This is a genomic window from Psychromarinibacter sediminicola (assembly GCF_029168335.1).
GTDB lineage: Bacteria > Pseudomonadota > Alphaproteobacteria > Rhodobacterales > Rhodobacteraceae > Psychromarinibacter > Psychromarinibacter sediminicola.
This window is the reverse complement of record NZ_JARGYC010000028.1, coordinates 1-23,504: the sequence shown is the minus strand read 5'-3', so window position 1 is coordinate 23,504 and position 23,504 is coordinate 1. Positions and strand designations below refer to the sequence as shown.

Here is a 23,504-nt window from a genome sequence, read left to right as displayed (position 1 = left end):
GGCTCCTTTCGCCGGGGTCAGCCCCGGCGCCGGCTCTCGAACCGGGGCAGCATGGCGGAGAAATCCTTGCCGGCGCCGTCCTCCGCCTCCACGAACTGGGCGTAGAGATTCAGGGCCGCCCGGCCGATCGGCGTGTCGGCATCTGCCGTCTCGGCCGCCTGTTGCGCCAGCCGCAGGTCCTTGAGCATCAGGTCGGCGGCGAAGCCGGGGGTATAGCCGTTGTCGGCCGGAGATGTCGGCCCGATCCCCGGCGCCGGGCAGTAGGTGGTCATCGACCAGCTCTGGCCCGAGGAGGTGGAGACCACGTCGTACATCGCCTGCCGCTCCAGCCCAAGCCGGTCGGCCAGGGCGAAGGCCTCGCAGGTGACGATCATCGTGGCGCCGAGGATCATGTTGTTGCAGATCTTCGCCGCCTGGCCGTTGCCGGAGGGGCCGCAATGCACCGCCTTTTGGCCCATGATGTCGAAGAGCGGCCTGGCCTCGGCGAAGGCGTCCTCGGCGCCGCCGACCATGAAGGTGAGCGTGCCGGCCGCGGCGCCGCTGATGCCGCCGGAGACCGGCGCGTCGAGCGGGCGCAGGCCGGCGGCCTCGGCCATGTCGGCGACGGCGCGGGCGCTGTCCACGTCGACCGTCGAGCAGTCGAGGAACACGGCGCCGGGCTCCATCGCCGGCACGATCTCGGCCGCGACGTGGCGCAGGATGTCGCCGTTGGGCAGCATGGTGATCGCCACGTCGCGCCCCGCCGCCGCCTCGGCCGCCGAGTCCGCCGCCGTCACGCCCTCTGGCACCGGGGCGGCCAGGTCGAACCCCGTCACGTCGTGCCCGGCCGCGGCCAGGTTGGCCGCCATCGGCGCGCCCATGTTGCCCAGCCCGATGAACCCGATCTTCATGGCTTGTCCTCCCAGTTCAGCTCGTCCGCGCCCAGCGGCGCCAGCATCACGGCGACCTCCTCGGGTGTCACCTCGCCCGGGGCGTGGCGCCAGACCGGCGTGCGGTCCTTGTCGATGATCGCCGCGCGCACGCCTTCCAGGAAATCGCCGCGTTCCATCGCCCGGGCCGTGAAACGGTATTCCAGCGTCAGCGCCGCCTCGATCCCGGCGTCCTGCGCCCGGTGCCGCCGCAGCATCTCCAGCGTGCAGGCCAGCGACAGCGGCGAGCCGCGCCGCAGCGCCGTCGCTGCCTCGTCCTCGCCCACCGCCTCCAGGATCGCCGCGACCGATCCCGCGCCGAAGCAGCCGTCGATCCAGCCCTGCCGCGCCGCCAGCGGCGACTCCGGGGCCGGGGCGGCCGCCTCGGCGATGGCGGCCGCGCGCCCGGTCCGGCACAGCTCGGCCTTCAGGGCGGCCCAGCCGTCCTCCGGCACGAACGCATCCGCAAAGCCCGCATGCAGCGCGTCGCCGGGGCGCATCCGGTCGCCCGTCAGCCCCAGATAGGCACCCAGCCGCCCCGGCGCCCGGGACAGCAGCAGCGAGCCGCCGACATCGGGGACCAGCCCGATCCCGCATTCCGGCATCGCCATGCGCGACGACTCGCAGACCACGCGGTGCGAGACGTGACAGCCCACGCCGACGCCGCCGCCCATGACGAAGCCGTGCAGGAAGGCGACCACGGGTTTCGGAAAACGCGCGAGCCGGGCGTTCATCCGGTATTCGTCGAGCCAGAAGCGGCGGCCGTAGTCGTAATCGCCCGCCCGCCCGGTGCGGTACAGCTCGGCGATGTCGCCGCCGGCGCAGAACGCCTTGTCGCCGTCGCCGTCGATCAGCACCAGCGCCACCGCGTCGTCGTCGCGCCACGCCTCCAGCGCCCGCTCGATCGCCAGCGCCATGTCCCAGGTCAGCGCGTTCAGCGCCTTGGGCCGCGTCAGGGTGATGCGCCCGGCACGGCCCTCGATGCGGATGTCGATCTCGCTCATCCGCGCTCCGCCAGCATCGTCCGGGCCACGATCAGGCGCATGATCTCGTTGGTGCCCTCCAGGATCTGATGCACCCGCAGGTCGCGGACGATCTTCTCGATCCCGTAATCGGCGAGGTAGCCGTAGCCGCCGTGCAGCTGCAGGCACTGGTCGGCGACGCGGCTGCCGGCCTCGGTGACGAATTTCTTCGCCATCGCACAGAACTTGGTGGCGTCCGGCGCGCCGGTGTCCAGCTTCCACGCCGCCTGGCGCAGGAAGGTGCGGGCGGCCTGCAATTCGGTCTCCATGTCGGCCAGCCGGAACTGCAGCGCCTGGAAGCGGTCGATGCTCTGGCCGAAGGCCGTGCGCTCGCCCATATAGGCCAGCGTCGCCTCCAGCCCCGCCTGCGCTGCGCCGAGCGAGCAGGCCGAGATGTTCAGCCGTCCGCCGTCCAGCCCCGCCATCGCATAGGCGAAGCCCTTGCCTTCCTCGCCGATCAGGTTCTCGGCCGGGATGTCGCAGTCGTCGAACTGGACCTGGGAGGTGGGCTGCGACCGCCAGCCCATCTTGTCCTCGGGGCCGCCGAAGCTGAGCCCCGGCGTGCCCGCCTCGACGATCACGGCCGAGATGCCGCGCGGCCCGTCCGCGCCGGTGCGCGCCATCGTCAGGTAGGCGTCCGAGTAGCCGCCGCCGGAGATGAACGCCTTCACGCCGTTCAGCCGCCAGCCCTCGTTGGTGCGCGCGGCCCGGGTCTTCAGTGCCGCCGCGTCGGAGCCGCTGCCGGGTTCGGTCAGGCAATAGGAGAACACCGTCTCCATCGTCACCATGCGCGGCAGGACGCGCGCCTTCATCTCGTCTGAGGCGTGGCGGTCGATCATGCCGGCGCACATGTTGTGGATCGACAGGAAGGCCGCGACCGAGGCGCAGGAGCGGCTGAGCGCCTCGAAGACCAGCGCCGCGTCGAGCCGGGTCAGGCCCGAGCCGCCGTACTCGTCGGACACGTAGAGCCCGCCGAAGCCCAGCTCGGCCAGTCTGGGCCACAGGTCCTTCGGGATCGTGCCCGCCGCTTCCCAGGCGCGGGCGTGCGGCGCGATGTGGTCCTCGGCGAAGGTGCGGGCCATGTCGAAGATGGCGGTCTGTTCCTCGCTCAGCGCGAAATCCATGGGGCTCCTCCCAAAGCCGGATACCGGACCGGTTTCCGCCAGGCGGCGGCGAAATGCAAGGGGCGCGGAGCGGCGATGCGCAAGGTATGAGAGCGGAGCGGCCGAAGACGGTGTCCGCCGGCCGCGCGCGGCGCGCCGCGGCCTTCCGCCGCGCGATGCAGGTGGAAATGTCCCACGGCTGACCCGGTGTCGTGCAGTGCGCGTCCGCAGTCTCCTGTTAGCGGTATCGCCAACGACTCCAGGGACTTAACCCCCTGTCCAACCTCGGACACCCCTAAAGATCGGCCGTAAACTCGTCCATCATCGCCCGGATCACCGCCGCCATCGCCTTGTCCTCGTCGCCCGAGACCTCCAGCTCTCCGGCCCGGATCGCCCGCTGCCGGTCGGCGCCGTTGCCGCTCTCCACGATGTCCCGCGCCGCCGCGACCTCGGCCATGCAGCCCAAGGCCTCGGCATCCTCGGCCACCAGCTCGATCCATTCCTCGATCAGCTGGGCATAGGGCAGAACCTCGCCCCGCCCGAAGTCGATCAGCCCCTCGGCCATGCCGTAGCGCTGCGCCCGCCAGCGGTTCTCGCCCACCAGGAACCGGTCGTAGACCCGCCAGCGCTGGTTCCGCATCCTCAGCCGCCACAGCATCCGCATCGTCGCCTGGAACAGCGCCGCGACGGTCAGCGCATGCTCCAGCCTCGGCGAGTTGTCGCAGATCCGCACCTCCACCGTCGGAAAGCGCGCCGAGGGCCGCAGGTCCCACCACACCTTGCTTCCGTCCTCGATGGCCCCGGTCCGCACGATCGCGTCCAGCGAGCGCTGGTATTCGGCCCAGGCATGGAAGACCGGCGGCAGCCCGGTGCGGGGCAGGTTGTCGAAGATCGTCAGCCGATAGCTCGACAGGCCGGTATCCTGCCCCTGCCAGAACGGCGAGGAACAGCTGAGCGCCAGCATGTGCGGCAGGAAATAGGAGGCCTGGCTCATCAGGTCGATGCGCAGGTCCTCGTCCTCGATCCCGACATGCACGTGCATCCCCGAGATCAACAGCCGCCGCGCCACGCCGGCCAGGTCGTGCTCCAGCACGTTGTAGCGTTCCTTGTCGGTGTGATGCTGGTCGCGCCAGCGGGCCGTGGGGTGGCAGGAGACCGCCAGCGGCGCCAGCCCGTGCCGCCCCGCCAGCTCGGCCACCGTCTCGCGCAGCCGCTTCAGGTCGGTGCGGGCCTCGTCGATCGTGCGGCAGACGCCGGTCCCGATCTCCACCTGACAGCGCAGGAACTCCGGCGAGACCTGTTCGCCCAGCGCCTCGGTGCACTGATCCATCAGCGCCTGCGGGGCATCGGACAGCGCGAGCGTCTCGCGGTCGACGAGCAGGTACTCCTCCTCGATTCCGATGGTGAAACTCGGACTCCGCGCCATCCCGCCCCTCCTTGGTCCGGCGATGAAAGCAGAGCCCCCGGGGCGCGGCAAGCCCCGCCGCGGGGCAGCGCACAGGATCGGCCGCGCGGCCGGGCCGCACAATCTGAACGGGCGAAGACCGCTCGGAACTCTCGCGAATTTCGAAGAAAGGTGCGCTTTCGGGCCAAATCCCGCCACGATTCGCGTCGAAACCTAACCTTAGGTACAGTATTGGGAGCCGGAACGATGGCAACTCGGCAAAAAACGGAACTGCTGCCCGCATCGGAATGGAAGTCGCTGTCGTTCTGCGAAACCGGCGCCGGCTATGCGGTGCGAGAAGCGATCGGCTGCGAGATGCGGTCGCTGTGCATGCTGCGCTTCGCCGGTTTCGCCATGCTCGTGGCCGGCGCGATGTCCTGGCTGCTGGCCCCCATGGGCAGCCTGGACGAGATGCTTCTGCGCGGATCGGGCGCGGCGCTGCTGGTGGGGCTGGGTGTGGCGATGATCCTGCTGTCCGGTCGCGGCAAGCGCCGGTCGGTCCGGTTCGACCCGAACACCCGAGAGCTGCACCTGGCGAAGCTGGGCGCCGGCGGGCAGGAGACGGTCTCGACCCGTCTGCCGCTGGACTGGATCGAGTCGCTCTATGTGCGCCGCGTCGACCAGGGCGACGGCTTCGCCTGGCTGATCGTGCGCGTGACCGGCGCCGCCGAGTTCCACGCCCTGCGCGGGCCGGAAGGCGAAGTGACCGCGCTGCAGCGCAAGCTGGCGCGCGATTTCGTCGCCGCCCGCACCCGCGAGGATGCGAATGTCGTGGAACTGCCGCGGCGCAAGGTCATGCCGCGCCGGGTCTATGCCCAGACCGGCCGCGTCGCGGCGGCCGCGCACGGCTGACCCGGCCGCCGGCGGGCCGGCTCAGGCCGACCGTTTCTGAAGGGCGTCGAGCGTCGTTTCGCTCAGCCCCAGAAGCGCCAGCGCCTCGGCCTCGTCGTCGTGAACGACCGGGACCACATCCCCCACATCGTCCCAGGACCGAGAGATCATCCGCGCCAGGGACTGCGCGTAATCGGTCGGCGCGTAATAGACGATCAGGTTTTCCGGTCCCCGCAGAAACGCCTCTGCCTTCTTGGCCTGCAGCGCGAAGAGCTGCGCGTAGACCATCTTGATCTCGGTCAGGGCCGACAGGTCGACGAGCTGCTTCTGTGCCGGCCGGAAATCGGGATCCTGCATGTAGCGCTCGACGGCCTCGAAACTCTCCGATATCCACGCGACCCCCTCATAGCGAATGTGAACCAGGCCGAGGTCGCGGTGAATGCGGTAGGTGACGGGCATGACGGGACTTCACGAAGAAACGAAACGGCGCCCGGCCGGACCGGGACGCCGCTCCTTAACATCTTCCTGAACGTCACTCCATGGCTTTGAAGTTGAACTCGCCGCCTTCCTTGATGCCCGAGAACCAGCGCGCCGTGACGGTCTTGGTCTTGGTGTAGAACCGGAAGGCGTCGGGGCCGTACTGGTTCAGGTCGCCGAAGGCCGATTTCTTCCAGCCGCCGAAGGTGTGATAGCTCAGCGGCACCGGGATCGGGAAGTTGATGCCGACCATACCGACATTGACCCGATGGGCGAAGTCGCGCGCCGTGTCGCCGTCGGCGGTGAAGATCGCGGTGCCGTTGCCGTAGGGGTTGTCCATCGTCAGCTTCAGTGCTTCCTCGTAAGAGCCGGCGCGCACCTGGCTGAGGACGGGGCCGAAGATCTCTTCTTTGTAGATGTCCATCTCGGGCGTGACGCGGTCGAACAGCGACGGGCCCACGAAATAGCCGTTCTCGTAGCCCTGCAGGGTGAAGTCGCGGCCGTCGACGACGAGTTCTGCGCCCTGCTGCACGCCGCTGTCGATCAGCCCGCGGATACGCTCTTCGGCCTGCTTGGTGATGACCGGGCCGTAATCCACGTCCTCGCCGGCGGTGTAGGGGCCGACCTTCAGCTTCTCGATCCGCGGCACCAGCTTTTCGACCAGCGCGTCGGCGGTCTCCTCGCCCACCGGCACCGCGACAGACACCGCCATGCAGCGTTCGCCCGCCGCGCCGTAGCCCGCGCCCACCAGCGCGTCGGCTGCCTTGTCCATGTCGGCGTCGGGCATGACGATCATGTGGTTCTTGGCACCGCCGAAGCATTGCGCGCGCTTGCCGTTGCTGCAGGCGCGGCCGTAGATGTACTGCGCGATGGGGGTGGAGCCGACGAAGCCCACGGCCTGGACGGTCTCGTGGTCGAGGATCGCGTCGACCGCCTCCTTGTCGCCGTTGACGACCTGCAGCACGCCGTCGGGCAGGCCGGCTTCTTTCAGAAGCTCCGCCAGCCGCAGCGCGGTGGAGGGACAGCGTTCGGACGGCTTCAGGATCATCGCGTTGCCGCAGGTCAGCGCCGGCGCCATCTTCCACAGCGGGATCATGGCGGGGAAGTTGAACGGCGTGATGCCCGCGACCACCCCCAGCGGCTGGCGCATCGAGTAAAGGTCGATGCCGGGGCCGCCATTGTCGGTGAACTCGCCCTTCAGCATCGCCGGCCCGCCCATGCAGACCTCGACCACCTCCAGCCCGCGCTGCACGTCGCCGCGCCCGTCGGGCAGGGTCTTGCCGTGCTCGCGGCTGACCAGCTCGGCCAGCTCGTCCATGTGCTCGTTGATCAGCGCGCCGAACTTCATCATCACCCGCGCGCGGCGCTGCGGGTTGGTGGCGCCCCAGGCGACCTGCGCCGCCGCGGCCTTCTCCACGGCCGCGTTCAGCTCGGCCGTCGTGGCCAGCGGCACTCTGGCCTGCACCTCGCCGGTGGCGGGGTTCATGACATCGGCGAAACGGCCCGACGTGCCCTTTACGCGCTGGCCGTCGATGTAATGGGTAAGGTCTTCCATGGTCGGCTCCTCCAGACTGGTTGCGCGGACCATAGGCTTGCAAAATCGCCGGAAAAAGGGTGAGTTTTCCAAAAGGGTTTTGCATTTTTTAAGGGACGGTCATGGATATTCAGTGGGACGACCTGCGTGTCTTCCTCGCGGTGGCGCGGACCGAGTCGCTCAGCGGGGCAGGGCGGCAGCTGCGGCTCGACCCGGCGACGGTCGGGCGGCGGATGCAGCGGCTGGAGACGGCGGTGGGCGCGCCGCTCTTCGCCAAGTCGCCCCAGGGCTATGCGCTGACCGTCGACGGGCAGCGGCTCCTGGACCATGCCGAGCGCGCCGAGCAGGCGGTGACCGGCGCAGCGGAAGAGGTCGGCGGCCAGGCCGGCCAGCTGACCGGGCAGGTGCGCATCGGCGCGCCGGACGGCTGCGCCAACTACCTCCTGCCGCAGATCTGCACCCGCCTGTCCGAGGCCAATCCGGGGCTGGAGATCCAGGTGCTCGCGCTGCCCCGCGTGGTGAACCTGTCCAAGCGCGAGGCCGACATGGCGATCACCGTCTCGGCGCCCGTCTCCGGCCGGCTGACGGTGCAGAAGATCACCGACTATCACCTGCACCTGGCCGCGCATCGCAGCTATCTGCGCGGAGGCCCGCCGATCCGCACGCTGGACGACCTGACGCAGCATCCGATCATCGGCTACATCCCCGACATGATCTACGACAAGGAGCTGGACTATCTCAGCGAGGCGGGGATCGAGCAGGTCACGCTGGGCTCCAACTCGGTCATGGTGCAGCTGCACATGATCCGCCAGAAGGGCGGCATCGGCATCGTCCACGACTTCGCGCTGCCCTTCGCGCCGGGGATGCGCAAGGTGCTGGCCGACAGCTTCTCGCTGACCCGCAGCTTCTACCTGATCCGGCACCCCGACGACCGGCGCGTCGAGCGGCTGAACCGGGTGGCCGAGGCGGTGGCGACCGAACTGCGCGCCGAGGTCGCCAGGCTGGAAGCCGAAGCCGCGGCTTGACAGGTGCGCCCGGGAGGGTGACCCTTGGAAAACATACAGGCGTCAGCAGGTTCCCAGGAGGCGGTCATGCTCGTTCACCAGATACTCAAGTCCAAGCCCAGCGGCGAGATCTTCACGATCACGCCGGGGACGCGCGTGGCGGAGGCGGCCGCGACCATGTCCGAGAAACGGATCGGCGCGGTGGTGGTGTCCTCGGACGGCACCACGCCCGACGGTATCCTGTCCGAGCGCGACATCGTGCGCGAGCTGGGTAAGCGCGGGGCGTCCTGCCTGGACGACACGGTCGACACGATGATGACGGCCGATCTCGTCACCTGCAGAGGCGACGAATCCGGCGAGCAGGTGCTTGGCAAGATGACCGAGGGCCGGTTCCGCCACCTGCCGGTGATGGACGGGCAGAAGATGATCGGCCTGATCTCGATCGGCGACGTGGTCAAGGCGCGGCTCAGCGAACTGGCGATGGAGAAGGAGTCGCTGGAAGGGATGATCATGGGGCACTGACCCCCGCCGGCCGCGGGCGGTCGCATTCGCACTTGAAACCCGTCCGGTAATATTGTTGCGTGCCACCGGAGCCACGGGGGACATAGCATGCGCACCGGTCTTTATGCGGGCACGTTCGATCCGCTGACGCTGGGCCATATCGACATCATCCAGCGCGCGGCCAAGCTGGTGGACCGGCTGGTGATCGGCGTTGCGATCAACCGCGACAAGGGGCCGTTGTTCGACCTGGACGAGCGGGTGGAGATGATCGCGCCCGAGGTGGAAAGCCTGCGCGCCCACGGCACCGAGATTGTGGTGCATCCGTTCGAGAACCTGCTGATCGACTGCGCCCGCGACGTGGGCGCCTCGGTCATCATCCGCGGCCTGCGGGCGGTGTCGGATTTCGAGTACGAGTACCAGATGGTCGGCATGAACCGGGCGCTCGACGATAATATCGAGACCGTGTTCCTGATGGCCGAGGCGAAGTACCAGGCCATCGCCTCCAAGCTGGTCAAGGAGATCGCGCGGCTGGGCGGCGACGTGTCGACCTTCGTGACCCCCGCGGTGCGGGACCGGCTGTATCGGCAGCTGGGCCGCTAGGGCCGCCCGGCCAGGTCTGTGGCCAGGTCTCTGGTCGGGCCTCTGCCCAAGTCTCTGCCCAGGTCTCCGGCGCGAAGAATCGAACGCCCGGAACACCCGCCAATTCGCGGCCCGTGAAGGCGCCATCTGACATGTTATAGACATGTCAGTTGCTTTTTTCCCTGTTTTCACATTACTATGGCAGAAAGGTGCGCGAATCCGCCACCGTGGGAGGGACCATGTCGGCAATCGGGATATCCGTGGCGATGCTGTCGCCGTTCACCGAAGGCGGCGCTCTGGACACGGCGCGTTTGTCGGCGCATGCCACGCGCCTGCTGCACGACGGGGCCGACGGCGTGACGCTGTTCGGCACGACGGGCGAGGGCGCGTCGCTGACGGCGGGCGAGCGTGCGGCCGGCCTGGACGCCGTGCTCTCCGCCGGCGTGCCGACCGAGGCGGTGACCTTCACGGTCTATGCCACGGCGGCCGCGGATGCGGTCGACCAGGTGCGCACCGGCCTCGCGCACGGCGTCCAGAGCTTCCTGGTGCCGCCGCCGTTCTATTTCCCCGACCCGGACGACGACGGCCTGTTCCGCTGGTATGCCGAGCTTCTGGCGGACACCGACGCGGCGGCGCGGATCATCCTTTACCATATCCCGCAGGTCACGGGGATCGGGCTGTCGCCGGCGCTGATCATGCGGCTTGTCGATGCCTTCCCCGGCCGGGTGCGGGCGGTCAAGGACAGCTCGGGCGACTGGGCGACGGCCGAGGCGCTTCTGAAGATCGAGGATCTGCCCGTTCTGGTGGGCGACGAGCGGCTGCTGCACCGCGCCGCGGCGCTGGGCGCGGCGGGCTCGATCACCGGCTGCGCGAACCTCTATCCGGCGCGTCTGAAGCGCGTGTACGGGACGGCGCAGGAGGACGCGGCGCTGTCGGCGGCGGTCACCGCCGTGGTGTCCTGCCCGGTGATGCCGGCGCTCAAGGTGCTCATGGCGCGGATGCTGGGCGATCCGGCCTGGGAGACGCTGCGCCCCCCGCTGACGCCGGTCACGCCGGAGCAGCGGGCGATGCTGCTGGACCAGGCGGTGCTGGAGCCCGCCGATGGCTGAGGCCGACGCCTTCCTGCGCGACCGCGCCTATTCCAGCTTCACCGAGAAGCTGATGAGCCGCGACATCCAGCCCGGCCAGATCGTGTCGCAGCGCGAGCTGGTGCAGATCACCGGCATGCCGCTGGGCGCGATCCGCGAGATGATCCCGCGGCTGGAGGCGGACGGGCTGATCCGGACCGTGCCCAAGCGCGGGCTTCAGGTTCCCGCCATCGACCTCGACCTGATCCGCAACGCCTTCCAGCTGCGCAAGATCATCGAACGCGAGGCCTTCGACCATTTCTGCCGCGAGGGGCCGGAGGCCGAGATCGACCGTTTCGCCGAGGAGCACCGTGCGATGCGCGAGGAGGCGCTGGCCGGCGCGACGCCCGACGTGGTGGCGCGGGCGCAGCGGCTGGACTGGGGCTTTCACGACCATGTCATCGACGCGCTGGGCAACGCGATCATCTCGGACATCCACCGCGTCAACGCGATCAAGATCCGGCTGATCGCCAATGCCGACACCAAGATCCTGCCCGAGTTGGTGGTCTCCGTCATGGATGAGCACCTGGGCATCATCTACGCCATGCAGGCCCGCAACCCGGCCCGCACGGTATCGGCCATCCATGCGCATATCGAAAGCGCGCGAAAACGGGCCGTCGGCCTGTAACGAAGGCGGGGCGCGACAAGGCCCCCGCTGCAACTGAGGAGGAGAAAACATGACCCTGAGATTGACCCGCCGCCTGGCGATGTCCGCCGCGACCGTGGCGCTGATGACCGCCGGGGCGGCCTTCGGCGCCTCGCACGAGGAGATGGTGACCCTGCGGATGTCCACGCCCGCGTCCGAGACCGACCAGCGCTCGGTGGCGCTGGAAGAGGTGTTCGCGCCGGCCGTGGCGGAATTCGCCACCTACGAGCCGCATTACAACGGCTCGCTGATCGCGCAGGGTTCCGAGCTGGAGGCGATCGCCTCGGGCGATCTGGAGATGTCCATCGCCTCGGCGCAGGAGCTGGCGCAGTACTTCCCGGAATTCTCGATCTTCGCCACCGGCTACGTCCACCAGTCGGCCGAGCATCAGGTGGCCGTGTTCAACGACGCGCTGATGGATCCGTTCAAGCAGAAGGTCGAGGACGAGCTGGGCGTGAAGCTCCTTGCCGTGATGTATCTGGGCAAGCGGCACGTGAACCTGCGGCAGTGCCGCGACGAGCTGGACGTGCAGACCCCCGAGGATCTGGCGGGCGTGAACCTGCGGATGCCGGGCACCGACGCCTGGCAGTTCCTGGGCGAGGCGCTGGGCGCGAACCCGACGCCGATGGCCTTCACCGAGGTCTATACCGCGCTGCAGACCGGCTCGGTCGACGGGCAGGACAACCCGCTGCCGACCGTGGTCGACGCGAAGTTCTACGAGGTGACCTGTCAGATCGCGCTGACCGCGCATCTGGTGGACCTGAACTATATCGCGTTCTCCAAGGAGGTCTGGGACGGGCTGAGCGAAGAGCAGCAGCAGGCCGTCTCCGAGGCCGCCGTGGCCGCCGCCGACAGCGCGCGGGCGAAGCAGCTGGAGCTTGAGGCGGAGCTGGTCTCCTTCCTGGAGGAAGAGGGGCTGGAGATCTACGAGCCCGACCGGGCGGCGTTCCGCAGCCACGTGCAGGAACAGTACCAGGGCAGCCGGTTCGCCGAGTCCTGGCCCGAGGGCGTGCTGGAAGAGATCAACGCGCTGGGCGAGTAAGCGTCCGAGGTTGGACGGGGGTGCAAGTCGTTGATCCTGTTGCAGATACCGCTAACAGGATGCTGCGGACGCCCCCGTCCGTGACCCGCCGGACCGCCTGACGGGAGAGGGCGCGCCCCCTCCCTGACCCTCCCTCCGACAGGGGGAGGGAAGGCGCGGGGCGGCACGCGTCGCGCCCGGTCCGGGCGGGCGGGTCTTCCGGAACGAGAGGGGACAGATGCGCCAGGTCCTGCATGTCCTGCGCCGGATCGCCGAGGGACTCGCCGCCGTGATGATGGCGGCGATGTTCCTGACCTTCGTGCTGCAGATCACCGTCCGCTACACGGCGCGGCTGGACTGGCTGCCCGAGCTCATACCGATCCTGGAGCCGTCGCAATACGGCTGGACGCTGGAGTTCTGCCTGCTGCTCTGGGTCTGGATCATCTTTTTCGGCAATGCCTTCGTGGTGCGCGACCGCGACCACGTGACCTTCGACATTCTGTATAACGGGGTCGGCCCGAACCTGCGCCGCGCCTTCGCGATCATCGGCGGGCTGGCGGTGGTCGCCGCGCTGCTGCTGTCGGTCGCGCCGACCTGGGACCGCTTCGACATCCTGCGCCTGAAGCGCACCGCCACGCTGAGCCAGCTGGTCGGCGACTGGGTGCGGGTGCGCGATGTCTACGCCGTCTACATCCTGTTCCTCGTCGTCGTGGCGGCGCGCTATGCCTGGCTGGTGATCGGCGCGATCCGCCGGCCGCCGCCGAAGGAGGAACATCTGCCGAGGGCCGAGGAATGAGCGTCGAATTCCTGTTGTGCCTCGGCACGCTGTTCCTGCTGGCCGCCATCGGCCTGCCCATCGCCTATGCGATCATCGTGGGCACGCTGGTCTATCTCTGGGCCGGGGGCGAGAGCCTGGGCGTGGCCGGCAAGGTGCTGATGGACGGGCTTTACAACTCGTTCATCCTGCTGGCGGTGCCGCTGTTCATCGTCGCGGCCAACATCATGAACGCCGGCACGATCAGCGACCGGCTCCTGCGGTTCTGCATCGCGCTGGTGGGCCGGTTCCGGGGCGGCATGGGGCATGTCAACGTCGTGGCCTCGCTGATCTTTTCCGGCATGAGCGGCTCGGCCGTGGCCGATGCCGCCGGGATCGGCAAGATCATCATCGAGATGATGACCCGCACCGGGCATTACACCCGCGGTTACGCGGCGGCGATCACGGCGGCCAGCGCCACGATCGGGCCGATCATCCCGCCGTCGATCCCGATGGTGCTGTACGCGCTCGTGTCGAACACCTCCATCGGCTACCTGTTTCTGGGCGGCATCATCCCGGGCCTCCTGATGGGCGTGGTGCTGATGGCGATCAACTACTGGATCTCCTGGCGCCGCGACTTCGCGGTGGAAGAGCCGGTGCCCGCCTCGGAGTTGCCGCGCCTGACCGTGCGGGCCTTCCCGGCGCTCCTGATGCCGGCGATCCTGCTTTACGGCATCTATGGCGGCGTGACGACGCCGACCGAGGCGGCGGCCGTCGCGGCGTTTTACGCGCTGCTGCTGGCGGCGTTCTTCTACCGGGCGCTGTCGCTCCGGTCGCTGTTCGACATCCTGGTGGAGTCGGCGCGCTCCTCGGCCGCCGTCGGCCTGGTGATCGGGGGCGCGCTGATCCTGAACTACGTGGTGGCGTCGGAGAACATCCCGAGCCTTCTGGCCAACCGGATGCTGGGGCTGGACGTGCATCCGCTGGTGTTCTTCCTTTCGGTGAACGTGATCCTGCTGCTTCTGGGCTGCGTGCTGGACGCGACGACGCTGATCCTGGTGATCATCCCGCTGTTCCTGCCGACCTGCCGGGCGCTGGGGATCGACCTGGTGCATTTCGGCGTGGTGGCGGTGGTCAACTGCATGATCGGGCTGATCACGCCGCCCTACGGCATCCTGCTGTTCGTCATCAATGCGGTGACGCGGATTCCGCTGGCCGAGATCATCCGCGAGGTCTGGCTGTTCCTGCTGGTGCTGCTGGCGGCGCTGTTCGCGCTGATCCTGTTCCCGGGGCTGGTGCTGTGGCTGCCCCGGGTGTTCGGGTATGGGGGGTGAGCGCCGGTCCGGCGAAGCCGGCGAAGCGTCCAGTGGACGCTTCGAGGCGCGAACGCGCGGAGCGCCGGGATAGCGCCTGAACCGGCGCAGCCGGCGAAGCGTCCAGTGGACGCTTCGAGGCGCGAACGCGCGGAGCGCCGGGATAGAGCCGGGATAGCGCAGCCGACGCGCCACGGACGGATCACGGTGCGAGGCGTCGGGTGGCGCTAGCCCCGAACGCAAAACGGGCCGGTTCCTGAGGACCGGCCCGTCTGAATCTCTGGTATTCTCTTACCCCGTGCGCCGGGGTCTCCCCCCGCTGCATCCTGTCGTCGGCTCAGCCGTAGACGGCTTTGTGGGCGATGCGGCGGGCGTCTTCGGGGAAGATGCCGAGGTCGAGCGCGACGTCGCGCGGCAGCGACTGGATCTCGTTGACGGTGCGGTTGTACAGGCGGCGCTTCTCGTAGCCGGTGCGGACTTTGTCGAAGAAGGTCATCGTTTGCTCCATAGGTTCGTGTGGTTCGGTGCGACGCCCCATACTTGGACCCGCTGTTAGCGCTGGACAACTTACGTTTCTGCAGTTGCGGTATGCATGTTCTGCAATGCGGCGTCGGGGTCCCGGGGGTTGACGCTAACCCGCTGCCCCGACAGGGAAATCGCCCGGTGCGGCCCGGGCGGCGCGTTGCGCGGGGGCCGGGCAGGGCGTTCCGTTTCGATGCATCTGGAGCGTGACGTAACGTCGAAAAAAAGGCGCCGGCGGTGCGCCGGCGCCTTTCGGACGCGGGTGTCAGGGGGCGATCAGATCAGCTTGCCCATCGCGACGGCGGTGTCGGACATGCGGTTGGAGAAGCCCCATTCGTTGTCGTACCAGGTCAGGATGCGGCACATCGTGCCTTCCATCACCTTGGTCTGGTCGGTGTGGAACACCGACGAGTGGCTGTCGTGGTTGAAGTCCATCGAGACCAGTTTCTCGTCGGTATAGCCGAGGATGCCCTTGAGCGGGCCGTTCGCGGCGGTGCGGATCGCGTCGTTGATCTCGTCCACGCTGGTGGTGCGGGCGGCCTCGAAGGTCAGGTCGACGACCGACACGTTGGGTGTGGGCACGCGGATCGCCACGCCGTCGAGCTTGCCGTTGAGCTCCGGCAGCACCAGCCCCACGGCCTTGGCGGCGCCGGTGGAGGTGGGGATCATCGACATCCCGGCGGCGCGGGCGCGGTAGAGATCCTTGTGCATCGTGTCCAGCGTCGGCTGGTCGCCGGTGTAGCTGTGGATCGTGGTCATGAAGCCTTTGACGATGCCGATCTCGTCGTTCAGCACCTTGGCGACGGGCGACAGGCAGTTGGTGGTGCAGGAGGCGTTCGACACGACGATGTCGTCGGCGGTCAGCTGGTCGTGGTTGACGCCGTAGACGATGGTCTTGTCGGCATTCGCGCCCGGCGCCGAGATCAGCACGCGCTTGGAGCCGTTCTCCAGATGCGGCTGGCACTTCTCCTTGGAGGCGAAGAGGCCGGTGCATTCCAGCACCACGTCGACATCCGACCAGGGCAGTTCGGCCGGGTTGCGGATGGCGGTCACGCGGATCGGGCCGCGGCCGACGTCGATCGTGTCCTCGCCGGTCTTCACCTCGGCGGGAAAGCGGCCGTGGACGCTGTCGTAGCGCAGCAGGTGGGCGTTGGTCTCGACCGGGCCGAGATCGTTGATGGCGATCACCTCGATATCGGTGCGGCCGGACTCGACGATGGCGCGCAGCACGTTGCGCCCGATGCGTCCGAATCCGTTGATTGCGACTTTCACGGCCATGGCGGAACCTCCTCTGGGTTAATGCGTCAGAGGCGTTGAAGGGGTTTTTGCAGGCGACGTCAACGGGCAGAGCGCCGCAGTCAGCGCCAGAAGGCCAGCCATTCGACGAATTCGAGCCCCTTGCGGCCGAGATAGACGCTCATCGACCAGTCCATCGCGGCGGCGTCATAGGCGACGAAGCCCAGGATCAGAAGGGCGAGCCCGATGGCGATGCGGTTGGTCATGCGGGCCTCCCGGCTGGCCGTTATGACGACAGGCGATAGATGTTCGGGCGGGAAAGGACAAGGCGATGGACGATCTGACGGGATTTGCCGGGCGCGCGTTGCTGGCGGCGCTGTTCGTGGCGGGGGCGGTGCAGAAGGTGCTGGATCCGGGGCCGGCGCAGGCGCTTCTGGCGATGCGCGGCCTGCCGGAGGCGCTGGTCTGGCCGGCGCTGGCCGCGAATGCGGCGCTGGCGGCGGCGCTGCTGACGGGGTGGCGGCTGCGCGCGGCCGGGTGGGCGGCGGCGCTCTATTGCGTGGGGACGAGCTGGTTCCACTTCCAGCCCGAAGACGGCTGGCAGATGTCGATCTTCGTCAAGAACTGGGCGATTGCGGGCGGCTGCCTGCTGCTGGCCGCGGGCGGCGGCGGGCGCTGGCGGCTGCGTTGAGGGGGTAAGGGTCGCCCGGCCATGGTCGAGAACGAACGGGGACCGGACGCGAGGGTAGCGCGTCCCCATGGCCGGGCGATACGGGCTGACCGTCCTGCCGGTCAGCGGCCGTTTGAGTGTTTCGCGTGCGCCCGGGCGCGCACCGCGTCGAGGGTGGCGCGGGCGAGGGTGCGGGCGTCCTTGCCGCGCCCGTCCGGGGCGCAGTAGGTCTTGGCGAGGATCGCCGCCCGAAGCCCGCGCTCGGCGGCGGCGGAGATGTCGATCCCCAGCTCCTGCGCCCGGCTCAGCGTGTCGGCATCGAGCGAGACGATGAGCGTCTGGTTCTGCGTGGACATTCTGTTCGGACCCCCAGTCGGAATGCACCCGGTCGGAATGCACCTTAAGGTGTAATTCGGTGCGCCCGTAATGCAACTAAAAGTTGTCAAAGACGCGGACCGGGCGTGTCATTGTCCCGAAAACGAAAACGGCCCGCCGAAGCGGGCCGCATCGTTTCGCATCTCCGGCGAATTCAGAGGAGTGCCTTGACCGCCTCCGCCGTCGCCTCCGGCGTGATGCCGAAATGCTGGAACAGGTCGCCCGCGGGGGCCGAGGCGCCGAAGGAGGACATGCCGACGAAGCCGGCCTTCGCCTCGCGCCCGCGCTCGCCCAGCAGCCAGCGCTCCCAACCGAGCTTCACGCCCGCCTCGACGGCCACGCGGACGGGACCGCCCGGCAGGACGCGGCGGCGATAGCTGTCGTCCTGTTCGGAAAACAGCTCCCACGAGGGCATCGAGACGACGCGGGTGCCGATGCCGTCGGCCTGCAGCTTGTCCCGGGCCGCCAGCGCGACGGAGACCTCGGACCCGGTGGCCAGCAGGATCGCCTGGCGCTTGCCCTCGGCCTCGGCCAGGACATAGGCGCCCTGGCTGACGAGGTTCTTCGTCTTGTGCTCGGTCCGCACGGTCGGCACGCCCTGGCGGGTGAGGACCAGGACCGAGGGACGGTCGGTCTGCGACAGCGCGATTTCCCACGCCTCGGCGGTTTCCACGATGTCGGCGGGGCGCATCACCAGCATGTTCGGCGTGGCGCGCAGCATCGCGAGATGCTCGACCGGCTGGTGGGTGGGGCCGTCCTCGCCCAGGCCGATGGAGTCGTGGGTCATCACGTAGGTGACGGGCGCGTGCGACAGCGCCGACAGGCGCATCGCCGGCCGGGCATAGTCGGTGAAGCAGAAGAAGGTGCCGCCATAGGGCTTCACCCCGCCATGCAGCGCCATGCCGTTCATCGCGGCGGCCATGCCGTGTTCGCGGATGCCGTAATGGATGTAGCGGCCCTTGCGGTTGTCGGGGCCGAAGAGGCCCAGATCCGGCGTGTTGGTGTTGTTGGAGCCCGTCAGGTCGGCCGAGCCGCCAATGGTCTCGGGCAGGATCGGGTTGATCACCTCCAGCGCCTTCTGCGAGGCGGCGCGGGTGGCGAGCTTGGGCTGCTCCTGCGACATCTCCTTCTTGAACTTGCGCAAGGCGCTGGCGAGCTTTTTCGGCACGCCGCGGTCCCATTCGCGGGTCAGCTGGGCCTTGCGGTTGTCCGACAGCGCCTCGAAGCGTTCCTTCCAGGCGAGATGCGCGGCCTGGCCGCGTTCGCCGATGGCTTCCCAGGCGGCCTTCAGGTCGGCCGGCACCTCGAACGGCCCGTGCTCCCAGCCGTAGAGCTTTTTCGTGTCGGCGATGAGCTGATCGTCGGTCAGCGCGCCGTGGCCCTTGGCGGTGTCCTGCGCGGAGGAGCCGAGCGCGATATGGGTCTTGGCGACGATGACCGAGGGGCGGGTGGCCTTCTTGGCCTCGGCGATGGCGGCGTCGATGGCGTCGGGGTCGTGGCCGTCGATCTCCTGCACGTGCCAGTCGGCGGCGGCGAAGCGCTTGGCCTGGTCGGTGACGTCGGCCAGCGCCACGTCGCCGTCGATGGTGATGCCGTTATGGTCGAAGAACACGATCAGCTTGCCCAGGCGGTTGCGGCCCGCGAGCCCGATCGCCTCGTGGCTGACGCCTTCCATCAGACAGCCGTCGCCGGCGAAGACATAAGTGTGGTGATCGACGATCTTCTTGCCGTAGCGGGCGCGCAGCGATTCCTCGGCGATGGCCATGCCGACGGCGTTCGAGATGCCCTGGCCGAGCGGGCCGGTCGTGACCTCGATCCCGTCGGCGAAGATGTTTTCCGGGTGGCCGGCGGTCTTGGCGCCGAGCTGGCGGAAGTTCCTGATCTCGTCCAGCGTGATTTCGGGGCTGCCGGTGAGGTAGAGCGCGGCGTAGAGCAGCATCGAGCCGTGGCCGTTCGACACGATGAAGCGGTCGCGGTCGGGCCAGCCGGGCGCGGCGGCGTCGAATTTCATGTGCTTTTCGAACAGCACGGTGGCGATGTCGGCCATGCCCATCGGCATCCCGGAATGGCCGGAGTTGGCGGCGGCCACGGCATCCATCGCGAGCGCGCGGATGGCGCAGGCCTTGCGCCAGTGCTCGGGGTGCTGGGCCTGAAGATCGGAGATGTCCATCGGGGGCTGTCCTTTTCGCGTCGCGTCCTCGCGCGGGTGATAGCAGCAAAGCGGGCAAGATCAAGCGCGCCACGCAAGCCCTTGACGGAAAAAGGGGGAAGCAATCCGCGGAGGGCTTGGCTAATATCGGGAAAAACCGGCCGGGGCCGATTCGGCGCCCGCCTCTGCAACTTGCGATGCGTCCCGTTGCCTGCGACACGGGGCGTGCCAGGAGGATAGGGACGAGTAGATGACCGAGATCGCGGAACTGCAGCGCCGATTGAGCGAGGCGCTGGAACGGATCGGCGGCGGGGTCGAGGCGCTGGAGGCGCCGCGCGCCGCGCCCGCGGCCGATCCCGAGGAGCTTCGGCGCCTGACCGAGGCGCTGGAGGCCGAGAAGGAACTGACGGCGCAGCTGGAGGTGCGGGTGCGCGCGCAGAAGGAGAAGACCGAGCGCCAGGGCCGCGAGCTGCAGACCGAGATCGACCGGCTGAAGCAGGAGCTGGCCGATGCCGAGATCCAGGCGCAGCGGATGCGGCGGACGAACACGCAGCTGCGCCAGTCGATCCAGGCGCTGCGCGAGGCGGCCGAGGAGGGCGTGGCCGAGCCGCACCTGATCAACCAGGCGATGTCGTCCGAGCTGGAGGGCCTGCGCGTCGCGCGCGAGGGCGACCGGGCCGAGATGGACGCGATCCTTGGAGAGCTGAAGCCGCTGCTGGAGGAGACGCGCGATGCCTGAGGTGACGATCTCGATCGGCGGCCGGGACTTCGCGGTCGCCTGCCAGGAAGGCGAGGAACAGTACCTGCACGCCGCCGCGCGGATGCTGGACACCGAAGCCTCGGCGCTGGCCGGGCAGGCGGGGCGCCTGCCGGAATCGCGGATGCTGCTGATGGCCGGGCTGATGCTGGCCGACAAGGCCGCCGGCATCGAGGAGCAGCTGAAGGCGCTGGAGGCCCGCGTCGGCGCGCAGGAGGCGGAGCTGGAGACGCTGCGCAACACCCCCGCGCCCGAGGCGCCGGAGCCGATGCGGGTCGAGGTGCTGCCCGAGGGGCTTGAGGAGTCGCTGGCACAGATGGTGCAGCGCGCCGAATACATCGCCGCGACGGTCGAGGAAAAGACCGCCGGGGTCGAGGGCTAGCCGGCGCGCAGCCGGTCGGCCAGGCTGCGGCCGAGGGTGACGAAGGCCTCTATCTCGGTTTCGCGGCGCAGCCGTCCGGCCACGCGCAGGCGCAGCCCGAACGGGCCGCGCATCACCACCGGCTGCTGCGCGTCGTTGCGCCCGGCCCGCGCTTCGGCCAGTTCCGGCGCGTCGCGCACCGGGTTCAGCGCGTCCTCGGCGCCGGGCGTGGCCATCAGGAGGCCCGGGCCGGGCGTGTCGACGGTGCGCAGGTCCTGCGCCTCGGCGCCGAGCCCGCCGGTCAGCTTGTTCAGCAGCATGCGGCCCAAATCGCCGCCCATCATCCCCATCGCGCGGTCGGCCATGGCGGCGGCCTTCTCCGGGATCTCCGGGCCGAGGACCGCCATGCCTTCGGCAAGCGCGGGGCCGGGGTCGTCGAACTCGGTCCAGCGGGTGGTGGAGCCGGAGCCGCCGGCGGTGCTGGAGCTGCGCGCGAAGATCGTCAGCGTCCAGCCCTCCTGCGGGTCCTGAAAGATGTGGCGGGCGGCGCGGCTGCCGCTGTGGCCCTCGTAGCGGTAGGTCCAGCCGCGGGCGGCGGCGAAGGCCCTGTAGTCGGCCCGCCGCTTGACGGCGAGGTACAGCACGCCGCCCAGCAGCGCGCTGCTCGCGAGGGAGGCCAGTACGAAAAGCGATATCTCGAATGCGGTCATGAAAGCGTCCCATCTCAAATGCGAACGGCCCCGGCGGGCGGGACCGTCATAAGCGCGGGATGCTAGCCGACCGCCGGGGCGCTGTCAGCCCCGGCCGCGTGATGACCCGGATCCTGCGCCTTTCGGCGGCGTCCGCGAGAGAGCCGCAGGAATCGGAGTGAGCGCCGCGCCGCCGGTGTCCAGAGAGGGTGTCACGTTGCAACCGAAAGGAACGGACATCATGGAACTCAAGGGAAAGACGCTGATCGTCACGGGTGCCAGCAGCGGCATCGGCGCCGCCGCGGCGCTGCTCTTCGCCGCCGAAGGGGCCGCCGTCGTGCTGGGCGCGCGGCGCGGGGCCGAGCTGGACCGGATCGCCGGGCAGATCAACCAGAGCAACGGCCGGGCGGTCGCGCTGGCCGGCGACGTGCGCGAGGATGGCTATGCCGAGGCGCTGGTCGCGCTGGCCGAGTCGGAATACGGCGGCCTGGACGGGGCCTTCAACAATGCCGGGATCGTCGGGGCGATGCACCCGGTGCCGGAGATGCCCGCCGCGGACTGGTCGGATACGATCGCCACGAACCTGACCTCGGCCTTTCACGCCGCCAGGGCGCAGATCCCGGCCTTGCGGCGCCGGGGCGGCGGCGGGATCGTCTTTACCGCGTCCTTCGTGGGCCACAGCAATGGCGGCCTGCCGGGCATGGGCGCCTACGCGGCGTCGAAGGCGGGTATGCTGGGGCTGGTGCAGGCGCTGGCGGCCGAACACGCGGCGGAGAACATCCGGGTCAACGCACTGTTGCCGGGCGGGACCGTGACCGAGGCGATGGGCGAGATGGACGCGGAGACCGAGGCGTTCATCGCGGGCCTGCACCCGATGAAGCGGATGGCGTCGGCGCGGGAGATCGCGCAGGCGGCGCTGTTCATGCTGTCGGATCGGGCGAGCTTCATGACCGGCAGCCCGGTGCCGGTGGATGGCGGCATGTCGGTGCGGCTGGTCTGACCGGCGCTGCCGAAACACAAAAAAGCGCGGCGGGCGGCCGCCGCGCTTTCGCAGTCGGGTTCCGGCGACGGCTCAGCCGTTGGCTTCGCGGATCTTCTCGGCGGCGGCCTTGTCGTAGCTGACGCCCTTCTGTTCGAAGAGCTGGTCCAGCTCGCCCGAGAGCGTCATCTCGGTGATGATGTCGCAGCCGCCGACGAATTCGCCCTTCACGTAGAGCTGCGGGATCGTCGGCCAGTCGGAATAGTCCTTGATGCCCTGGCGGATCTCCTCGTCCGACAGCACGTTCACGTCGGTGTATTCGACCCCCATGAAGTTCAGCACGCCGGCCACGCGGCTGGAGAAGCCGCATTGCGGCATGGTCTTGGTGCCCTTCATGTAGAGCACGACGTCGTTGGAGGTGACGGTGTCCTTGATCTGGTCCTGTGCGGTCATTCGCTTGGTCCTCGTTTCAGTCGTTTCGTTCGGTAGCGGGCGGCGCCGTAGGTGGGGCGCGGTCCGGGGCGATCGGGCGGGCCATCGGGGCCCGGCGTGCTGTCCGGCGGGGCCGTGTCCTTCGGGTCGTCGGCCGCGTCGCCGGGCCGGAAATCGTAAGGCGGCGGACGGCGCGGGGCAAAGAACGCGGCGCGCACGAACAGGACCAGGACGATCGCGGTGACGAAGAAGATGAGGCCTTCGTCCATCGCGGCCGCTAGTCCGGGACGCGGGTGGTCAGGGCCAGCGCGTGCAGCTCGCCCTGGGCGCCGTCCATCTTGCCCTTGAGCGCGGCGTAGACGGCGCGCTGCTGCTGCACCCGGTTCTGGCCGCGGAAGCTCTCGTCGACGACCTCGGCGGCATAGTGGTTTCCGTCGCCCGCCAGGTCGGTGATGGTGATCCTCGCTTCGGGAAAGCTCGCGCGGATCAGGTTCTCGATTTCCTGGGCCTCGATTGCCATTGGCGTCACTCCGGTCAACGTTTGTTAGATGTATGCGGCAGGCAGCTATGCCGCAAGGGTTCACAGGTGGTGGGCGAGGCCGCGGAGGAAGGCGCGGGCCTCGCCGGGGAGGGGGCCGCTGGCCAGCGCCTCGGCGGTCTCGGGCGTCATCTCGTCGGGGCAGAGGGCGATCAGCAGGTCCTCGCGCCGCTCGGCCTCGTCGTCTTCGAGCGGCAGCTGGCCGGTGGTTTCCAGAAGTCCGATCAACTCGTGGATCACCCGCATGTGGCGGAAGGTCTCCAGCATCGGGCCGGTCAGTTCGGTCTCGTCCTGCCAGCTGACCCCGCCATAGAGCGCGACGGTGCGCTGGCCGGCGCCCTCGCAGTCGTAGCGGGCGCAGCCGGGGAAACCTTCGTCCGACAGGCGTTCGTAGATCGAGCAGGCGTGGCCCACGAGCTTGGGGCAGGGCAGGCCGGCGGGCTTGTCGAAGGCGAAATCCTCGCCCTCGTCGAAGGCCAGCGCGATGCAGCAGAGCGCGGCGCAGGAATCGCAGTCGGCGGCGAGGGCGGGC

The 23,504-nt window shown here is 69.0% G+C and carries 29 protein-coding genes; 13 read left to right on the top strand and 16 right to left on the bottom strand.

The features are described from left to right. Positions 1-17 precede the first annotated feature (17 nt). The 4 genes from mmsB to P1J78_RS11985 all read right to left on the bottom strand — a co-directional run bounded on the left by mmsB (position 18) and on the right by P1J78_RS11985 (position 4,459). Positions 18-890, bottom strand: a complete 873-nt coding sequence (mmsB, locus tag P1J78_RS12000; RefSeq protein ID WP_275567602.1) for a 3-hydroxyisobutyrate dehydrogenase — start codon at positions 888-890, stop codon at positions 18-20. Beyond that, on the bottom strand, positions 887-1,912 hold the full coding sequence (locus tag P1J78_RS11995) for an enoyl-CoA hydratase/isomerase family protein (RefSeq protein WP_275567601.1): 1,026 nt from the start codon (positions 1,910-1,912) through the stop codon (positions 887-889). Before P1J78_RS11995 ends, mmsB begins: the two co-directional genes overlap by 4 nt. Further along, on the bottom strand, positions 1,909-3,054 hold the full coding sequence (locus P1J78_RS11990; protein ID WP_275567600.1) for an acyl-CoA dehydrogenase family protein: 1,146 nt from the start codon (positions 3,052-3,054) through the stop codon (positions 1,909-1,911). Before P1J78_RS11990 ends, P1J78_RS11995 begins: the two co-directional genes overlap by 4 nt. A gap of 274 nt (positions 3,055-3,328) precedes the next feature. Next, positions 3,329-4,459: a carboxylate-amine ligase gene (locus P1J78_RS11985; RefSeq protein WP_275567599.1), complete on the bottom strand. Its 1,131-nt coding sequence runs from the start codon at positions 4,457-4,459 to the stop codon at positions 3,329-3,331. Between the two features lie 225 nt (positions 4,460-4,684). Between P1J78_RS11985 and P1J78_RS11980 the strand changes: the two genes are divergently transcribed. After that, positions 4,685-5,329, top strand: a complete 645-nt coding sequence (locus P1J78_RS11980) for a hypothetical protein (RefSeq protein ID WP_275567598.1) — start codon at positions 4,685-4,687, stop codon at positions 5,327-5,329. A gap of 21 nt (positions 5,330-5,350) precedes the next feature. On the opposite strand, the gene P1J78_RS11975 is transcribed toward P1J78_RS11980, so the two are convergent. Both P1J78_RS11975 and P1J78_RS11970 read right to left on the bottom strand, forming a co-directional pair. Further along, a complete protein-coding gene (locus P1J78_RS11975; protein WP_275567597.1) occupies positions 5,351-5,767 on the bottom strand; it encodes a hypothetical protein in 417 nt (138 codons plus the stop codon). Between the two features lie 73 nt (positions 5,768-5,840). After that, positions 5,841-7,340 (bottom strand): CoA-acylating methylmalonate-semialdehyde dehydrogenase, encoded by a 1,500-nt coding sequence (locus P1J78_RS11970; RefSeq protein ID WP_275567596.1) that lies wholly within the window; start codon positions 7,338-7,340, stop codon positions 5,841-5,843. Positions 7,341-7,441: 101 nt separating this feature from the next. Between P1J78_RS11970 and P1J78_RS11965 the strand changes: the two genes are divergently transcribed. The 8 genes from P1J78_RS11965 to P1J78_RS11930 all read left to right on the top strand — a co-directional run bounded on the left by P1J78_RS11965 (position 7,442) and on the right by P1J78_RS11930 (position 14,285). Further along, complete coding sequence (locus P1J78_RS11965; protein ID WP_275567595.1) at positions 7,442-8,344, top strand: LysR family transcriptional regulator; 903 nt, start codon at positions 7,442-7,444, stop codon at positions 8,342-8,344. A gap of 66 nt (positions 8,345-8,410) precedes the next feature. Beyond that, complete coding sequence (locus tag P1J78_RS11960) at positions 8,411-8,845, top strand: CBS domain-containing protein (RefSeq protein ID WP_275567594.1); 435 nt, start codon at positions 8,411-8,413, stop codon at positions 8,843-8,845. An 87-nt stretch (positions 8,846-8,932) separates the two neighbouring features. After that, positions 8,933-9,424, top strand: a complete 492-nt coding sequence (coaD, locus tag P1J78_RS11955) for a pantetheine-phosphate adenylyltransferase (RefSeq protein WP_275567593.1) — start codon at positions 8,933-8,935, stop codon at positions 9,422-9,424. 218 nt (positions 9,425-9,642) lie between these two features. Beyond that, positions 9,643-10,512: a dihydrodipicolinate synthase family protein gene (locus tag P1J78_RS11950; protein WP_275567592.1), complete on the top strand. Its 870-nt coding sequence runs from the start codon at positions 9,643-9,645 to the stop codon at positions 10,510-10,512. Beyond that, positions 10,505-11,158 carry a GntR family transcriptional regulator gene (locus P1J78_RS11945; RefSeq protein WP_275567591.1) on the top strand — a complete coding sequence of 218 codons (654 nt, stop codon included), beginning with the start codon at positions 10,505-10,507 and terminating at the stop codon, positions 11,156-11,158. The genes P1J78_RS11950 and P1J78_RS11945 overlap by 8 nt, the downstream gene beginning before the upstream one ends. 49 nt (positions 11,159-11,207) lie before the next feature. After that, positions 11,208-12,218, top strand: coding sequence for a TRAP transporter substrate-binding protein DctP (gene dctP, locus P1J78_RS11940; RefSeq protein ID WP_275567590.1), 1,011 nt, complete (start codon positions 11,208-11,210; stop codon positions 12,216-12,218). A gap of 217 nt (positions 12,219-12,435) precedes the next feature. Next, positions 12,436-12,993, top strand: a complete 558-nt coding sequence (locus P1J78_RS11935) for a TRAP transporter small permease (RefSeq protein ID WP_275567589.1) — start codon at positions 12,436-12,438, stop codon at positions 12,991-12,993. After that, complete coding sequence (locus tag P1J78_RS11930; RefSeq protein WP_275567588.1) at positions 12,990-14,285, top strand: TRAP transporter large permease; 1,296 nt, start codon at positions 12,990-12,992, stop codon at positions 14,283-14,285. Before P1J78_RS11935 ends, P1J78_RS11930 begins: the two co-directional genes overlap by 4 nt. A 316-nt stretch (positions 14,286-14,601) precedes the next feature. Here the strand turns inward: P1J78_RS11930 and P1J78_RS11925 are convergent, their stop codons facing one another. From P1J78_RS11925 to P1J78_RS11915, 3 genes are all read right to left on the bottom strand, one after another. Next, positions 14,602-14,760 carry a hypothetical protein gene (locus tag P1J78_RS11925; RefSeq protein ID WP_275567587.1) on the bottom strand — a complete coding sequence of 53 codons (159 nt, stop codon included), beginning with the start codon at positions 14,758-14,760 and terminating at the stop codon, positions 14,602-14,604. 302 nt (positions 14,761-15,062) lie between these two features. Next, positions 15,063-16,064 carry a type I glyceraldehyde-3-phosphate dehydrogenase gene (gene gap / locus P1J78_RS11920; RefSeq protein WP_275567586.1) on the bottom strand — a complete coding sequence of 334 codons (1,002 nt, stop codon included), beginning with the start codon at positions 16,062-16,064 and terminating at the stop codon, positions 15,063-15,065. An 80-nt stretch (positions 16,065-16,144) separates the two neighbouring features. Further along, entirely contained in the window at positions 16,145-16,288 is a 144-nt protein-coding gene (locus P1J78_RS11915; RefSeq protein WP_275567585.1) for a hypothetical protein, read from the bottom strand. A gap of 65 nt (positions 16,289-16,353) precedes the next feature. On the opposite strand from P1J78_RS11915, the gene P1J78_RS11910 reads away from it, so the two are divergent. Further along, positions 16,354-16,713: a DoxX family protein gene (locus tag P1J78_RS11910; RefSeq protein WP_275567584.1), complete on the top strand. Its 360-nt coding sequence runs from the start codon at positions 16,354-16,356 to the stop codon at positions 16,711-16,713. Between the two features lie 101 nt (positions 16,714-16,814). Here the strand turns inward: P1J78_RS11910 and P1J78_RS11905 are convergent, their stop codons facing one another. Together P1J78_RS11905 and tkt are read right to left on the bottom strand one after the other, a co-directional pair. Then, entirely contained in the window at positions 16,815-17,048 is a 234-nt protein-coding gene (locus P1J78_RS11905; RefSeq protein WP_275567583.1) for a type II toxin-antitoxin system CcdA family antitoxin, read from the bottom strand. 173 nt (positions 17,049-17,221) lie between these two features. Next, entirely contained in the window at positions 17,222-19,237 is a 2,016-nt protein-coding gene (tkt, locus tag P1J78_RS11900; protein WP_275567582.1) for a transketolase, read from the bottom strand. 229 nt (positions 19,238-19,466) lie between these two features. Between tkt and P1J78_RS11895 the strand changes: the two genes are divergently transcribed. After that, the gene (locus tag P1J78_RS11895) at positions 19,467-19,955 is read left to right on the top strand and encodes a hypothetical protein (RefSeq protein ID WP_275567581.1); all 489 of its coding nucleotides are present in this window, start codon (positions 19,467-19,469) and stop codon (positions 19,953-19,955) included. Further along, complete coding sequence (locus P1J78_RS11890) at positions 19,948-20,355, top strand: cell division protein ZapA (RefSeq protein ID WP_275567580.1); 408 nt, start codon at positions 19,948-19,950, stop codon at positions 20,353-20,355. Before P1J78_RS11895 ends, P1J78_RS11890 begins: the two co-directional genes overlap by 8 nt. Here the strand turns inward: P1J78_RS11890 and P1J78_RS11885 are convergent. Further along, positions 20,352-21,044 (bottom strand): hypothetical protein, encoded by a 693-nt coding sequence (locus tag P1J78_RS11885; RefSeq protein ID WP_275567579.1) that lies wholly within the window; start codon positions 21,042-21,044, stop codon positions 20,352-20,354. The two genes, P1J78_RS11890 and P1J78_RS11885, sit on opposite strands and share 4 nt — an antisense overlap. Before the next feature lie 220 nt (positions 21,045-21,264). Between P1J78_RS11885 and P1J78_RS11880 the strand changes: the two genes are divergently transcribed. Continuing rightward, entirely contained in the window at positions 21,265-22,023 is a 759-nt protein-coding gene (locus tag P1J78_RS11880; protein ID WP_275567578.1) for an SDR family oxidoreductase, read from the top strand. Between the two features lie 72 nt (positions 22,024-22,095). Here the strand turns inward: P1J78_RS11880 and grxD are convergent, their stop codons facing one another. The 4 genes from grxD to P1J78_RS11860 form a co-directional block, all read right to left on the bottom strand. Beyond that, on the bottom strand, positions 22,096-22,455 hold the full coding sequence (gene grxD / locus P1J78_RS11875) for a Grx4 family monothiol glutaredoxin (protein ID WP_275567577.1): 360 nt from the start codon (positions 22,453-22,455) through the stop codon (positions 22,096-22,098). Then, on the bottom strand, positions 22,452-22,703 hold the full coding sequence (locus P1J78_RS11870; RefSeq protein WP_275567576.1) for a hypothetical protein: 252 nt from the start codon (positions 22,701-22,703) through the stop codon (positions 22,452-22,454). The genes grxD and P1J78_RS11870 overlap by 4 nt, the downstream gene beginning before the upstream one ends. A gap of 8 nt (positions 22,704-22,711) precedes the next feature. Continuing rightward, positions 22,712-22,954 (bottom strand): BolA/IbaG family iron-sulfur metabolism protein, encoded by a 243-nt coding sequence (locus tag P1J78_RS11865; RefSeq protein WP_275567575.1) that lies wholly within the window; start codon positions 22,952-22,954, stop codon positions 22,712-22,714. A gap of 60 nt (positions 22,955-23,014) precedes the next feature. Further along, a partial coding sequence (locus P1J78_RS11860; RefSeq protein WP_275567574.1) for a hypothetical protein occupies positions 23,015-23,504 on the bottom strand: 490 nt, incomplete at its 5' end.